At 40.9% G+C, this 13,854-nt stretch carries 11 protein-coding genes; 8 read left to right on the top strand and 3 right to left on the bottom strand.

Annotated elements, in window-relative coordinates; all coding sequences use genetic code 11:
• Positions 1–9: 9 nt before the first annotated feature.
• Both OCV72_RS11415 and OCV72_RS11410 read left to right on the top strand, forming a co-directional pair.
• Positions 10–888 carry a carbohydrate ABC transporter permease gene (locus OCV72_RS11415; RefSeq protein ID WP_022414982.1) on the top strand — a complete coding sequence of 293 codons (879 nt, stop codon included), beginning with the start codon at positions 10–12 and terminating at the stop codon, positions 886–888.
• Between the two features lie 151 nt (positions 889–1,039).
• Positions 1,040–2,983 carry a DUF5107 domain-containing protein gene (locus OCV72_RS11410; RefSeq protein ID WP_055283910.1) on the top strand — a complete coding sequence of 648 codons (1,944 nt, stop codon included), beginning with the start codon at positions 1,040–1,042 and terminating at the stop codon, positions 2,981–2,983.
• A gap of 20 nt (positions 2,984–3,003) precedes the next feature.
• Here the strand turns inward: OCV72_RS11410 and OCV72_RS11405 are convergent, their stop codons facing one another.
• A complete protein-coding gene (locus tag OCV72_RS11405) occupies positions 3,004–3,921 on the bottom strand; it encodes a helix-turn-helix domain-containing protein (protein WP_055283907.1) in 918 nt (305 codons plus the stop codon).
• 198 nt (positions 3,922–4,119) lie between these two features.
• On the opposite strand from OCV72_RS11405, the gene OCV72_RS11400 reads away from it, so the two are divergent.
• Entirely contained in the window at positions 4,120–5,505 is a 1,386-nt protein-coding gene (locus tag OCV72_RS11400) for an aminopeptidase (RefSeq protein WP_055283970.1), read from the top strand.
• Positions 5,506–5,595: 90 nt separating this feature from the next.
• On the opposite strand, the gene OCV72_RS11395 is transcribed toward OCV72_RS11400, so the two are convergent.
• The gene (locus tag OCV72_RS11395; RefSeq protein ID WP_055283905.1) at positions 5,596–6,525 is read right to left on the bottom strand and encodes an AraC family transcriptional regulator; all 930 of its coding nucleotides are present in this window, start codon (positions 6,523–6,525) and stop codon (positions 5,596–5,598) included.
• A 149-nt stretch (positions 6,526–6,674) separates the two neighbouring features.
• On the opposite strand from OCV72_RS11395, the gene OCV72_RS11390 reads away from it, so the two are divergent.
• From OCV72_RS11390 to OCV72_RS11370, 5 genes are all read left to right on the top strand, one after another.
• A complete protein-coding gene (locus tag OCV72_RS11390) occupies positions 6,675–8,564 on the top strand; it encodes a DUF5696 domain-containing protein (protein ID WP_055283903.1) in 1,890 nt (629 codons plus the stop codon).
• A gap of 38 nt (positions 8,565–8,602) precedes the next feature.
• Positions 8,603–9,907, top strand: coding sequence for a Gfo/Idh/MocA family protein (locus tag OCV72_RS11385; protein WP_055283968.1), 1,305 nt, complete (start codon positions 8,603–8,605; stop codon positions 9,905–9,907).
• 95 nt (positions 9,908–10,002) lie between these two features.
• Entirely contained in the window at positions 10,003–11,286 is a 1,284-nt protein-coding gene (locus tag OCV72_RS11380) for an ABC transporter substrate-binding protein (RefSeq protein WP_055283901.1), read from the top strand.
• 23 nt (positions 11,287–11,309) lie between these two features.
• Complete coding sequence (locus tag OCV72_RS11375) at positions 11,310–12,236, top strand: carbohydrate ABC transporter permease (RefSeq protein ID WP_028088580.1); 927 nt, start codon at positions 11,310–11,312, stop codon at positions 12,234–12,236.
• A gap of 18 nt (positions 12,237–12,254) precedes the next feature.
• Complete coding sequence (locus tag OCV72_RS11370) at positions 12,255–13,079, top strand: carbohydrate ABC transporter permease (protein WP_028088579.1); 825 nt, start codon at positions 12,255–12,257, stop codon at positions 13,077–13,079.
• A gap of 109 nt (positions 13,080–13,188) precedes the next feature.
• On the opposite strand, the gene OCV72_RS11365 is transcribed toward OCV72_RS11370, so the two are convergent.
• Positions 13,189–13,833: a YesL family protein gene (locus tag OCV72_RS11365; RefSeq protein WP_055283899.1), complete on the bottom strand. Its 645-nt coding sequence runs from the start codon at positions 13,831–13,833 to the stop codon at positions 13,189–13,191.
• Positions 13,834–13,854 lie beyond the last annotated feature (21 nt).

The following is a 13,854-nucleotide window of genomic DNA, read 5'->3' as shown; positions in this document are numbered from 1 at the left end:
GGAGCAGTTATGGAAAAAGAAAAGAAAGTAAGACAGAAAATCAACTGGAAAAAAGAAATGAAACTGGCTCCTGGATATATCGTGATCATCTTGTGGGTTATCTTCACATTTATGCTGCTTGGCTGGATTCTTGCAGCGAGTCTTTCGACAACAACTGATATTTTCGCAGGAAAAGCATTAAAGTTCCCTACAGGACTACATTTTGAAAATTATATACAGGCATGGGGATCTGGTGGTGTGGCAACGTTCTTTATGAACTCAATGTTATATTCCCTGATATCATGTTTCCTGCTGATCCTGATCTGTGCGCCGGCAGCATATGTACTGGCGAGATTCACATTTTTGGGAAATAAAATCATTCAGACAAGTTTTGTATCGGCAATGGGAATTCCGATTACCATGATTGTGCTTCCGCTGTTTAGTATCGTTGCCAATCTTGGAATCTTGAACAGTGTATTTGCTAGCAAAGTAACATTGATCTTTCTGTATATTGGAATCAACATTCCATATACAACAATTTTTCTGCTGACATTCTTCTCGAACCTGTCTCGAACATATGAAGAGGCTGCTGCAATTGATGGCTGCCCTCCAACGAAGACATTCTGGAAGATTATGTTCCCGATGGCTCAGTCGGGAATCGTCACAGTTACGATTTTCAATTTTATCAATATCTGGAATGAATATTTCCTGTCATTGATCTTTGCAAACAACGATACATTACGGCCGGTAGCGGTTGGACTGTACGGAATGCTCCAGTCTATGCAGTATACAGGCAACTGGGCAGGAATGTTTGCAGCAGTTGTTATTGTATTCCTGCCGACCTTTATTCTGTATCTCTTCTTATCAGAGAAGATTATAGGTGGAGTAACGGGAGGAATCAAGGGATAGAGAGAACCTTGTAGTAGAAAGGTGGTGAAGCTGTTATACCATGTAAGGAGGTAGTCATGGTTGACAGCTTCATTTTTATATTAAAGCATACGGGAGAAACTGCCACTGGCAAGTCCTGTGGATTTTATTTGAAGCGAAGAAAGGAAAAATTATGTCAGAATTAAGATTTGAATGGAAAAATATGCTTGCAGCAGATTTGGGAGAAGAGTCATGTGTACCAGATCTTCTTGGAGAACGGATTCTGCAGAATTCGTTAAAGTTCTATTTGGATGAAACAGATGAAATTTATGAAGGATATGGGAAAGTAGCGGATTCTTATCCATACCGTCAGAGAAATAATTACAAAAGGCAATTGAAAGAAAAGCAAATTCGTACGGCAGTATTGGAAAATAATCAGCTCAAGGCAGTATTTCTTCCAGATTATGGTGGAAGATTATGGGAACTTTGGGATAAAAATGAAAACAGGAATCTGCTTTATACGAATGACGTATTACAGTTCAGTAACCTGGCGGTACGAAATGCCTGGTTTTCGGGAGGCGTGGAATGGAATCTTGGCATTATAGGACATCAGCCGTATACGACAGAGCCATTATATGTTGCAGAGACACATACCGATGAAGGAGAACCGGTACTGAGAATGTATGAGTATGAAAGAATCAGAGGGGTAACATGGCAGATGGATTTTTGGCTGGATGATGATTGTTCATATTTGAAATGTAGAATGAGAATAGTGAATGAAAGTACGGAAGTGATTCCGATGTATTGGTGGAGCAATATGGCGGTTCCGGAGTATGAACAGGGACATATAACAGTTCCTGCATCAGAAGCATATGCAGGAACAGGTGTTGAATGTCGTAAAGTATCTTTGCCAGAAGTGGATGGTGTGGATGTTTCGGATTATCAGAAAATTCCACGGAGTATTGATTATTTCTTTAATATCCCGGAAAACGAGCCGAAATATATTGTAAATGTAGATAAAAACGGAAAAGGGCTTTTACAGTTTTCGACAGGAAGACTGAAAGGAAGAAAACTGTTTTCATGGGGAAGTAATGCAGCATCTGATCACTGGCAGGAGTTTTTGACAAAAGATGCAGGGCGCTATGTAGAAATTCAGGCGGGACTTGGAAAGACACAGTATGGATGTATTCCGATGGCACCACACACTGCGTGGGAATGGATGGAATGTTACGGACCGGCATATTCAGAAGAACTGACTGCAGAGATATATGATAAATCATTTGAAGAAAGAAAAAGATACATAACAGACTATCTGCAAAAAACTCAGCTGATCGGGAAACTGGAAGAAGAATTGAAGAAAACAAAAAAGATGGCATTAACAGAGGCAGAACTGATTACTCCGGGAAGTGGTTATGGTGCATTTCGCAAAGAGTACGCAAGAACGGGTCATTTGAAATTTGTAAAGAAAACGGAAAGTATGGAAAAGTGGGAACATTTTTTTGAGACAGGAGAGCTTCATTGTCCGGACCCAGAGACAGAACCGGATGCATTCTGGAATGGAGAAGAATTTCTGGCTTATCTGAAAAAGACGACGCTGAAACCACTAGCACCGAATTATGAAAACTGGTATGCATATTATCATCTTGGGATTCTTGAATTCCGAAAAGGAAATGATAAAATTGCGAAAGAAATGTATGAAACATCGTTGAAACTTCAGGAGAACGCATGGGCGCTGCATGGACTGGCATGTTTAAGTATTCATGAAGGAAATAAAAATCTTGCGGCATTGTATGCACAAAGAGGAATGGAACTTAAGAGACACTGTCTGTCATATCAGAAAGAAGGACTTAAAATTCTGAGTCAATGCGAAGCATATAGGGCAATTTTACAGCAGTATGCTGTTATGGATGAAGATATGAAATCCATCGGGCGGGTGCAATATTATTATGCACTGGGGCTTGTGAAGACAGGAAGGCTTGAAGAAGCGGATAAATTGCTGAACAGTGAAGAAGGAATTGTGGTTGATGATGTAAGAGAAGGAGAAGACAGTATCCAGGATCTCTGGGAGATCCTGAATCATGAATTGTATGGGGGAAAGCAGATACTTCCTTTCCGCTATGAATTTCATGCAAATTAAATAACAGTCATAGAAGACGATTAGTTTGCGTTTCCTTCTGCTATTGCTTTGACAGAAGAAGCGTATTCAGAAGGTGTCATTCCGACAATTTTTTTGAATTGCCTGGAAAAATAATGAATAGAGGTGTAACCAAGATGTGCAGAAATCTGTGTAAAATTCATGTGATTGGTTCGGATCAGTTCTTTGGCAACTTCGATTTTCAATATTGAAAAATATTCGATAATACCCCGATTGCATTGTTCCTTGAATAATTTCTGTAATTGGGAACGACCAATTAGATTGTCTTTGCAAATCAAGTCAATAGTTACATGTGATGTTATGTGCCGGTTGAGATAATCAATGATTTTATTGAATGTTTCAGTGTCATTATTTGTTTTTGTAGCTTTCGGAAGCTTTGCTTCTGAAAGCTTTTTGTGTTGCAGGAAAGATTGAGAGTAACATCGGATTAAATGAATCAAAAAATGTTCCAAATATAATCGAATCATTTGTTGTGAACCAAAAATGTCTGTGTCTTTTAAAGGCATATTTTGAAGATAAGGATCGTCTAGACGACAGTTAAAACAACGTTTTGCTTCGATGATAATATTGGCGAGCAATGTTTGTGCAGTTTCATCAATTTTCATACGACGATTGTTGAAAAAATTCATTGCCTTGTCATTGCACTCAAAAGATATAACAATAAGATTGGGTGCAATCGTGCCTGTTGCCCGGACACTGTGAAATTCATTGGGTTTATGAAAGAAAAGTTCCCCTTTGTGTAGTACTGTATAAGATTTATTGTGAGTTATACCGGCTTCGCCTTTATCAATATATACAAATTCCCAAAAATTATGAGCTTCACCAGAGAATTTAAAGTTATTCATATATTCAAAATAATGAATACTGAATATCTTTCCGACAGTAATAGAATTATGTAACTTAACACCAGAATATTCCATGATAGAGTGCCCCCTTTTTTATCCCACATCATACAGCACAGAAAAATAAAAAGCAAAGGGAATATGGTTAAAAAGAGAATTTTTTGTAGAATATTGGACGATTCTACAATTTCAATGGACAAAAATATAATACAATTTTAAAAGACATGGTTTATAATACAGTTTAAATAAAAGGAGAAAGAGGTGAGATCAGAAGTTATGAAACGTAAAAATTTATGGCAGACATATAGCGAGACACAGCTGGAGAAGTTGGAAAAAACCAATGCGTTATATCGTACATGTCTGGATGAAGGAAAAACAGAACGGGAGTGCGTACAGAAGACCATTGAACTTGCCAGAGCTCAGGGATATGAAGATATGAAACAGCTGATCAAGGCAGGAAAGAAGATTCGCACCGGAGATAAAGTATATATGGATTATATGGGGAAAGCCATTGTACTTTTTCATGCAGGAACTGCGCCGGTTGAAGAGGGGATGAATATTCTTGGTGCACATATTGATTCACCGAGAATTGATGTCAAACAGAACCCGTTATACGAGAATGAAGGACTGGCTTTTCTTGATACGCATTATTACGGTGGCGTTAAAAAATACCAGTGGCTTTCGATTCCGCTTGCGCTTCATGGTGTAGTGATTAAGAAAGATGGGGAAAAAGTAGAGGTCTGTGTGGGGGAAAAAGAGACAGACCCGGTGCTTGTGATCAATGATCTTCTTCCGCATCTAGGAGCAAAGCAGAGAGAAAAGCTGGCAAAAGATTTCATCGATGGGGAACAGATGGATCTTTTGATCGGCAACCGTCCGGAGGACGGAGAAGAGGATGCGGTGACACGGAGAATCAGGAATCTTCTGAAAGAAAAATATGATATTGAAGAGGAAGATTTCCTCTCGGCAGAATTAGAGATTGTGCCGGCAGGAAAAGCCAGAGAGTGTGGACTGGATAACAGTATGATTCTGGCATATGGACAGGATGACAGAGTGTGTGCATTCACTTCGTTGTTTGCAATACTGGAAGCAGAAGAGGTTACGAGAACTGCCTGCTGTCTGTTGGTTGACAAGGAAGAGATTGGAAGTACGGGTGCGAGTGGTATGACATCCAGGTTTTTCGAAAATGCAGTTGCGGAATACATTCTTTTGAATGAAGGGATTGAATATAATGACATTGTTCTCAGAAGGACGCTGGCAAATTCCAAGATGCTCTCATCTGATGTAAGTGCGGGATTTGATCCGATGTATGAGGATGTATATGAGAAAAAGAATGCGGCCTTTCTTGCATGTGGGCCGGTATTTAACAAGTATACAGGTTCGGGAGGAAAGAGCGGTTCCAATGATGCCAATCCGGAATACGTGGCTCAGTTAAGAAAGATCATGGAAGATGCAAAGGTGCATTTCCAGACAGCAGAACTTGGCCGTGTTGATGTAGGCGGCGGAGGAACGATCGCTTATCTGATGAGTGTGTACGGCATGGAAGTTATCGATAGCGGTGTGGCAGTCCTTGGAATGCATGCACCGTGGGAGACGACGAGCAAGGCAGACATATATGAAGCAGTAAGATGCTATGAAGCATTTTTAAAGGCAGAGTTTTAGACAACAGACTGAAAATAAAAATGAAATAATAAAAAATGGCACAACGGGGTGTAATGAATAAGCCTTGTTGCGCCATTTTTTTATGAGTGATTATAGATCGCGGTTTCGCTCTTCTGCCTCGTAGACAGCATCGGTAATTCCTTTTATGGAAGATGCATAAGCGGAAGGTGACATGCCGGTTGCAAGACGGAACTGCTTGGAAAAATATGGCAGTGAGCTGTAAGAAAGAAAATAAGCAATTTCGGTAAGGTTCATAGAACCGTCACGGATAATGTCTTTGGCACGCTGAATCTTCATTTGGTTGAAATAGTCGATCACACCACAGTTCAGTTGTTCGTGAAACAGTAACTGAACGGCAGAACGGGACATGGAGAATTCATTGCAGATGTCTTTTACCGTCAGCTTTTCGCAGATGTGATATTCGAGGTATTTCAGAATTTCGCTGAGGCGTTCCTGCTCTGCAGATTCTTTCTCGGGAGAAGACTTATGCTGTATAGAGGCGCCGCTCTCTTCCTGATGTTCACGGATCAGGGTGATCAGAAACATCTCAAGATAAAGGAGAATCATCTGCTGGGAGCCAAAAGGTGCATGTTCCTTTAACTGTACCTGTTCGACCGAAGGAATGTGCATAGGCGTTGCAAGCGTATGCCGGCCTTCCGTGATGATTCTGGAGATCATGGCCCGTTCTTCCATACTGAGTGTAAAGCTTTTATTTACGAAGAAAGACATGGCCTGCGAACTGGAAGTGAAAGACATGGCGACCAGATTGGGTGAATCTTTCCCGATGGACTTAATGGCATGGAATTCATTTGGCTGGTGAAAGATAATGTCACCGGTATAAAGAGTTGTCCAGGTATCATCGGCACGGACTGCAACGGTTCCTTTGTCGACATAAAGAAATTCCCAAAAATTATGTGACTCGCCTTTGAATTCGAAATTTTTCATATATTCAAAATAGTGCAGTGTGATGATCGCATCAATGTCGATGGAATGCTGCAATCTGGTTTTTACATAAGTCATAAGCGTCCCTCCAGGCTTATATTATAACAACTTGTGGATGATATGACAATAAGCATGGACAATATGTCAAGCAATCTTGTGCAGAATACAATATAATGAACGAAAAGGAATAAGAAAATTAGCGAATTTGCCAATGAAAGGTGGTTCATATGTTGGAGGTAAAGACTAACACAATACAACTTAGAATGGATGATAATAATCTAAAGTTTTCGTTCGGGAAAGGGGATACCGAATGGAACTGGACAAGTGAGTACCGTCCGAAAATGGAATGCAAAGAAGGAACCGTTTATTTTGACGAAGCACTGGAAATCCATCACGAACTGGTACAGAACGGAATCGGAAAGGGAATCCGCAGTTCATTTGCCGGATTTGAGATAGAAGGAAAAAAAGTTCCATATGCATTTGAAACTTATGCATGGATTGAAGAATGTACAGAAGACATTTTCTTTGAATGGATTCCGATTTGTGAGGAAGGGCTTGCGGTGGAAAAATTGTTCTGGCCGGGAGAACTGGAATTGGAAGAAAAGAGAAAAGACTGGTATACGCTCCTGAATATGCAGCAGGGGGTGATGATTCCGAATGACTGGGAGACAGAACTAAAGGATATCCCGTTTGATGGATTCTTTGAGACAGCCGGAGGATATATGCCTTGGTTCGCACAGTTTAAAGGTGGAAATGGATACATTGCGATCTGTACTACACCATGGAATGCAGGATATCAGGCGGAGCATCCTCAGAACGGACCATACACACATGTCAGTGTGAGATTTGAGCCAAGTCTCGGAAGGATGGATTACAGAAGAATTGTACGATATACATTGATCGAAGATGGTGACTATAACGATGCATGTAAGATCTACCGGCAATATGTAAAAGAACAGGGCAATTTATGTACGCTGAATGAAAAGGCAGCAAGAGTTCCTTCGGTTAATGATCTGATCGGATGCAGTTTTATACATAAAGGGATTAAGACATTTGTCCAGCCGGAATCAGACTTTTTTGATCCGGAAAATCCGGAAAAGAATAATAACCTGACATCATTTGCGGTCAGAACCAGAGAAATGAAAGAACTTCACGAACTGGGAGCCGGTAAACTATATCTTCATCTGGATGGATGGGCAGAACCTGGATACGATAATAATCACCCGGATTATACACCGGCTTGTGAAGAAGCAGGTGGATGGAAGGCAATGAAAGAATTGTCGGATACTATGAAAGAACAGGGGGATCTGTTCGGGATCCATGATCAGTACCGTGATTATTACTTTTCGGCAGAAAGTTTTGACGAAGACTATGCCTGCAGACTGCCGGACGGAACAATTCCGACACATAAGAGATGGGCAGGCGGGCAGCAGTCATATCTGTGTGCAACACAGGCTCCACATTATGTACAACGTAATTTTAGTGAACTGGAAAAGAACCAGATTCATCTGGACGGAGCATATTTGGATGTGTTCACCTGTAACGAAGGAGATGAGTGCAATAATCCGAGACATCGTATGACAAGAAGGGAATGTTACGACTACCGGGCAAGATGTTTTGATTATCTGATGTCAAAAGGAATCCTTCCAAGTTCGGAGGAAGTCAGTGACTGGAGCGCAAGAAGCCTGGTGTTCTGTCATTACGCACCATATGATTTTATGCTTCGCAAACCGGGAAGTCCGAAACACGGAATACCGGTACCACTGTTCAATCTGGTATATCATGACTGCCTGATCGAACCATGGATGATGGAAAAGATAGATGATACCGAAGATTACATGCTGTATGCTTTACTGAATGGAGGTGCACCATATCTGATCCGTGATGGAGCATATCCGGATTTTGACGGTTCCTTTGAAGGAAATGTTAAGATGCATATCATGGAGGACATCAAGAGATGTAAAGTGGTGACGGAACTTCACAAAAAGGTTGCAAAATGCGAGATGGTAAGCCATGAAATGGTGGATGGCAATCCGGAGATCCAAAGAACGATGTTTTCGGATGGCACAAAGGTAACCGTTGATTTCGGGAAACAGATTTATAGCATTGAAATGTAAGATACACTAATACAGATAAAGGAAGGCGGATGAGAAAGATGAGTAGACAAATGACGGTTGCAATTGCAGGTCTCGGAAGCAGAGGAAGAGATACTTATGCAAAAGCTGCAAAAATATATCCGGATAAGATGAAAATCGTAGCCATTGCAGATATTGATCCGGAAAAAGTAAAACTGACGGCAGAAGAATATGATGTTCCGATGTCACACTGTTATGAAAGCGCCGAAGACATGTTAAAGGAGGAAAAACTTGCGGATGCGATGATCATAGCAACACAGGACAGACAACATGTGGGTCAGGCTATAAAAGCTTTAAAGAAAGGGTATCATCTGCTTCTTGAAAAACCAATTTCACCGGATCTGGGTGAATGCAGAAAAATATCCGAAGTGGCAAAAGAATGTAAAAGAGAAGTGGTTGTCTGTCATGTTCTAAGATATACACCAATCTATCAGAAGGTGAAAGAAATCCTGGATGCAGGAACGATAGGCGATGTGATCTCGATCATGGCGATTGAAAATGTCGGATGGTTTCATCAGGCACATAGCTTTGTCAGAGGCAACTGGGCAAATTCAGATGAGACAAGCCCGATGATCCTTCAGAAATGCTGTCATGACATGGATCTGTATCTGTGGCTTGCAAATAAGACATGCAGATCACTTACATCCTATGGAGAACTGAATTATTTCAAAACGGAACATGCACCGGAAGGTTGTACAGACAGATGTCTGGAAGGATGCAAAGCGAAAGATAACTGCATCTTTGATGCAGAAAAGATATACCTGGAACATGAAAGAATCGGTTACCGCCAAGGTAACAGAGGGTGGCCGTTAGATGTGCTTGTTCCATCCGGACCAACAGAAGAAAAGCTGATAGAAGCACTGAAGACAGGTCCATATGGAAAATGTGTATTCCATTGTAATAATAATGTAGTGGATCATCAGGTGGTTAATCTGAATATGACAGATGGAACAACGATGAGCTTTACCATGTGTGGTTTTACAGCGGAGACTTCCAGATATGCGAAGTTTATGGGAACCAGAGGTGAAGTGATCGTAGATATGCAGCCGGATGAAAAGGAAAGCAAAATCGTAATCGAGTATTTCGATCCGGGAAGGACGAAAGAAGTAATCGATGTAGCAGCTTTATCGGATGATTTTTCGGGACACGGCGGTGGAGACAATAAGATGGTTGAGGAATTTCTGGATATTATAAGCGGAGAAAAGACAGAGAGTACATACATAACATCTCTGGACAGATCGCTTCAGAGTCATTATTGTGCACTGGCAGCCGAATATTCGAGACTGCATGACGGAAAAGCAGTTGAGATAGATACATTCCGGTAAATATGACAACAATATAGTATATGTGTTTTTTGCAGAGAAGCAGAAGACTTCATATAAAACGTAACCCTATAATAATAAGAGAAGGAGTGAACATTATGAAAAAGAACATGAGAAAAGTAGCAGCTCTGGGACTTTGTGTAGCCCTGGGTGCAACGATGCTGACAGCATGTGGCGGAAGTAAAGGTGAAAGTGCTTCCGGAGGAAAGACAGAATTAAATTTTGGTATCTGGGATGAGAATCAGAGACCGGCTATGGAGAAAATGGTAAAGGCATATGAAAAAGAAAATTCAGATGTCAAGATCAATATCCAGTTAACACCATATAAGGGGGGGGAATACTGGACAAAACTTGAAGCTGCAGCAAGTGGAGGAAAAGCTCCGGATGTATTCTGGCTGAACGTTCTTCATCTGGACTCATATGTAGAGGGAGGAATCCTGGATGATCTGACAGATAAGATCAAAGACTCAGATATCAAGGACAGCTATTCTGAGACGCTGGTTAATAACTATGTCCGTGATAAGAAGAACTATGCTGTGCCGAAAGATTTTGATACCAATGCATTGTGGTATAACAAAGAAATCTTTGACAAGTGCGGAGTTCCATACCCTACAGATGATATGAGTTATGATGACCTGGTTGCAACTGCTAAGGCATTAAAAGACAGCGGAAAACTTGGAGACGGTGTATATCCGTTTGCCTGCCCGGTTGATTTCCAGACATGGTATTATCAGACCGTCTATGCAAATGGCGGATATATCTTAAGTGATGATAAGAAGTCTACAGGATATGATGATCCTAAGACACAGGAAGGTATTCAGTGCTGGATCGATATGTATAATGAAGGATTATCTCCAAGTGCATCAGCTCTTTCAGAGACAACAGCAGATGCGATGTTCGAGGGTGGACAGCTTGCAATGAACTTTGCCGGATCATACATGGTTCCAGAGTATGCAAGCAATGACGCAATTAAAGATAAGGTTGATTGCGTAGAGATTCCGACATTCAACGGAAAAGAAGACAACTGCATCAACGGACTTGGATATGCAGTATTTGAAGGAAGCAAGAACAAAGAAGCAGCGGAAGATTTCGCTATCTGGCTTGGAAGCAAAGAAGCTCAGGAAATCCAGGGAAAAACAGGTGTTGTAATCTCTGCAAGAACAGATGCACAGAAATACTTTGCAGAAGCCAATTCACAGTACAATCTTGCAGCTTATACCAATCACGCTGATGAAGCATATCCACTTCCGGTATGTGCGAAAGCAGCAGAACTGTATGATCTGGAAGCAACAGAACTTCAGAAAGCATATAATGGAGAGAAATCACTTTCAGATGTCTGCAAGGGTCTGACAAAACAGGCAGATAAGTTACTTCAGAAATAATAGTAAGAAACAGGTGAAAAGATATGGCTGAAGGTAAATCAAAAACAGGCGTAGTGAAAAAACGGGCGAGTAAGAGAGAGAAGAAGGATTGGATTGCGGCGTATATATTTATTGCGCCGGTTACCCTCGGCCTTCTGGTGTTCTATATCTGGCCATTTATCCAGAATATCTGGTTTAGTTTTAACGAAGTAAGTAAATTTAATGTCGCAACTTTTTGCGGTCTGGCAAATTACCAGAAATTATTCCATGATGGCGAAGTATTGAAAACATTTGGAAATACATTGAAGTACGTTGTAGTTACGGTTCCGATTGGATTGTTCTTATCAATCCTGATCGCAGCTCTTCTGAACTCCAAGATTAAAGGTACCTCTATCTACCGTACTTTGTATTTCTTACCATCCGTAACCATGGCAGCAGCTGTTGCCATGGTATGGAAATGGATCTACAACGAGAAAATGGGTATCTTAAACAGTGCGATCCGTGCACTGGGTGGAAAAGGTATCGGCTGGCTGACAGATCCGAAAATTGCATTATATAGTGTTATGATCGTAGGTCTCTGGATGTCGATCGGATATAACATGATCATCCTGCTTGCAGGTATGCAGGGAATTTCAAGATCTTATTACGAAGCAGCACAGATTGACGGAGCAGGACCAATTCAGTTATTTTTTAAGGTAACGATTCCTCTTCTGACACCAACGATCTTCTTTGTGATGATCACATCCATCATCAGTGGATTCCAGGTGTTCGATGTCATTTATATGATGATTGGAAAAACGAATCCGGCATATGCAAATACGCAGACGGTTGTTATGTTATTCTACCGTCAGGCATTTGATTATGGATACAAAGGATATGCAGCAGCAATTTCAATTCTGATCTTTGCAGTAATCATGCTGGTAACAGTGATCCAGATGATCGGTCAGAAAAAATGGGTAAATTATGATTAAGAGAGGAGGAGAAGAAAAATGAAGAGTAAAAATTCAAGAAAAATAATTGTACATATCTTACTTCTCCTTGGAATTACGATCACGGTATTTCCGTTTGTGTGGATGATCCTGACTTCTTTTAAGACAGTCGGAGAGGCCATGCAGATACCGCCGACCATTTTCCCGAAGAAGTTTCTGACAGATGCGTATTCATCTATCGTAACAGCACTTCCGTTTGGAAGAGTATATTTGAACACAATTATATCAACTGTGGTAACAACTGTTGTACAGGTGCTGTTCTGCTCTATGGCAGCTTATGCATTTGCAAGAATCGAATTCCCGTTTAAGAATGCGATCTTTGTACTGGTGTTATCTGTACTTATGGTACCGGGTCAGATATTCCTGATTCCACAGTACCGGATTGTTCAGAGTCTTGGACTTCTGGACACGATACCGGCATTGTTCCTGCCAAACTTATTCAGTGCATTTGGAACATTTCTTCTGAGACAGTTCTTTATGTCATTGCCGAAGGAACTGGAAGAAGCGGCGTTGCTGGACGGTTGTAACCGTTTCCAGATCTTTGGAAGGATTATGCTTCCGCTTACAAAAGCAGGTATCGTATCGCTGGTAATCTTTACAGCAAAATTTGCATGGAATGATTTCATGTGGCCATTGATCGTTAATACGTCTATGGATAAGATGACACTTGGTCCTGCTCTTTCGACATTACAGGGACAGTATACAACCAAGTATCCAATGCAGATGGCAGGAGCCGTAATGGCGGTTATCCCGATCATTGTATTGTTCTTCGTCTTCCAGAAACAGTTTATTGAAGGTGTGGCACAGTCAGGAATCAAGGGCTAGAATATGAATAGTTATAAGAGGATGAGATAGCAGGTCTTGTCCTCTTTTTATATGAAATAGAGACCATCCGTTATGTCAATAACAGGATAGTCTCTTATAGTTTTTACAATTATTCTATATTGTCCGGGGATTCCGGCTCATATTTTTTGAATATCCGGTCAAACAGAATACTGTAGATAAATGCTACTACAGAGAATCCGCAGATCCCGCTGATCACAACGACCAAAGCAAATGTCTTAACAGAGCAGGCGCATAAGTACAGGATCAGTCCGGTAATCACCAACATTACCAGTGTATACGGCAGGTGTCCGAATGTCATAAAAACTGCATTTTTTAACGCCTGTGTTGTACTGCACACAAAATGTGAGATGATCGGAAAGACATATAAGAATACAGATAATGCAATGAGACATACACACCAGAGGAGAATGCGTATCACTGCAAACAGTGTTGTATTCTGTGAATTGATGATGTAAAAATCCATTCCAAGAAAGATAAAGACCAGAATGGAAAATACCCATATCAGTGTACCTTGTTTAAAATTCTGACGGAATGATTTCCAGAAATTCTGCCAGATGTAGGGGTCCTCACCACGGACCATCTTCAGTGTCACATAGGAAAGTGCGCTGGTGGATGCGCCGATGGTGATGATCGGAACACAACTGAAGATAAAGATCAGGTTCAATAGGATCAAATCAAATATTTTTGCGATGAACTCCATAATAGGGTTATCGGGATTGAAAAAACGACTCATGACGTATGTCCTCCTGGGAAG

This window comes from Dorea amylophila, assembly GCF_025567265.1.
GTDB lineage: Bacteria > Bacillota > Clostridia > Lachnospirales > Lachnospiraceae > Dorea_A > Dorea_A amylophila.
Note: the sequence above shows the minus strand (reverse complement) of the source record. Positions and strands in the feature narration are given on the sequence as shown.

Excerpts from the sequence above, each read along its gene's own strand:
- OCV72_RS11415 (WP_022414982.1), top strand. The coding sequence starts at position 10 with ATGGAAAAAGAAAAGAAAGTAAGACAGAAAATCAACTGGAAAAAAGAA.
- OCV72_RS11410 (WP_055283910.1), top strand. The coding sequence starts at position 1,040 with ATGTCAGAATTAAGATTTGAATGGAAAAATATGCTTGCAGCAGATTTG.
- OCV72_RS11405 (WP_055283907.1), bottom strand. The coding sequence starts at position 3,921 with ATGGAATATTCTGGTGTTAAGTTACATAATTCTATTACTGTCGGAAAG.
- OCV72_RS11400 (WP_055283970.1), top strand. The coding sequence starts at position 4,120 with ATGAAACGTAAAAATTTATGGCAGACATATAGCGAGACACAGCTGGAG.
- OCV72_RS11395 (WP_055283905.1), bottom strand. The coding sequence starts at position 6,525 with ATGACTTATGTAAAAACCAGATTGCAGCATTCCATCGACATTGATGCG.
- OCV72_RS11390 (WP_055283903.1), top strand. The coding sequence starts at position 6,675 with ATGTTGGAGGTAAAGACTAACACAATACAACTTAGAATGGATGATAAT.
- OCV72_RS11385 (WP_055283968.1), top strand. The coding sequence starts at position 8,603 with ATGAGTAGACAAATGACGGTTGCAATTGCAGGTCTCGGAAGCAGAGGA.
- OCV72_RS11380 (WP_055283901.1), top strand. The coding sequence starts at position 10,003 with ATGAAAAAGAACATGAGAAAAGTAGCAGCTCTGGGACTTTGTGTAGCC.
- OCV72_RS11375 (WP_028088580.1), top strand. The coding sequence starts at position 11,310 with ATGGCTGAAGGTAAATCAAAAACAGGCGTAGTGAAAAAACGGGCGAGT.
- OCV72_RS11370 (WP_028088579.1), top strand. The coding sequence starts at position 12,255 with ATGAAGAGTAAAAATTCAAGAAAAATAATTGTACATATCTTACTTCTC.
- OCV72_RS11365 (WP_055283899.1), bottom strand. The coding sequence starts at position 13,833 with ATGAGTCGTTTTTTCAATCCCGATAACCCTATTATGGAGTTCATCGCA.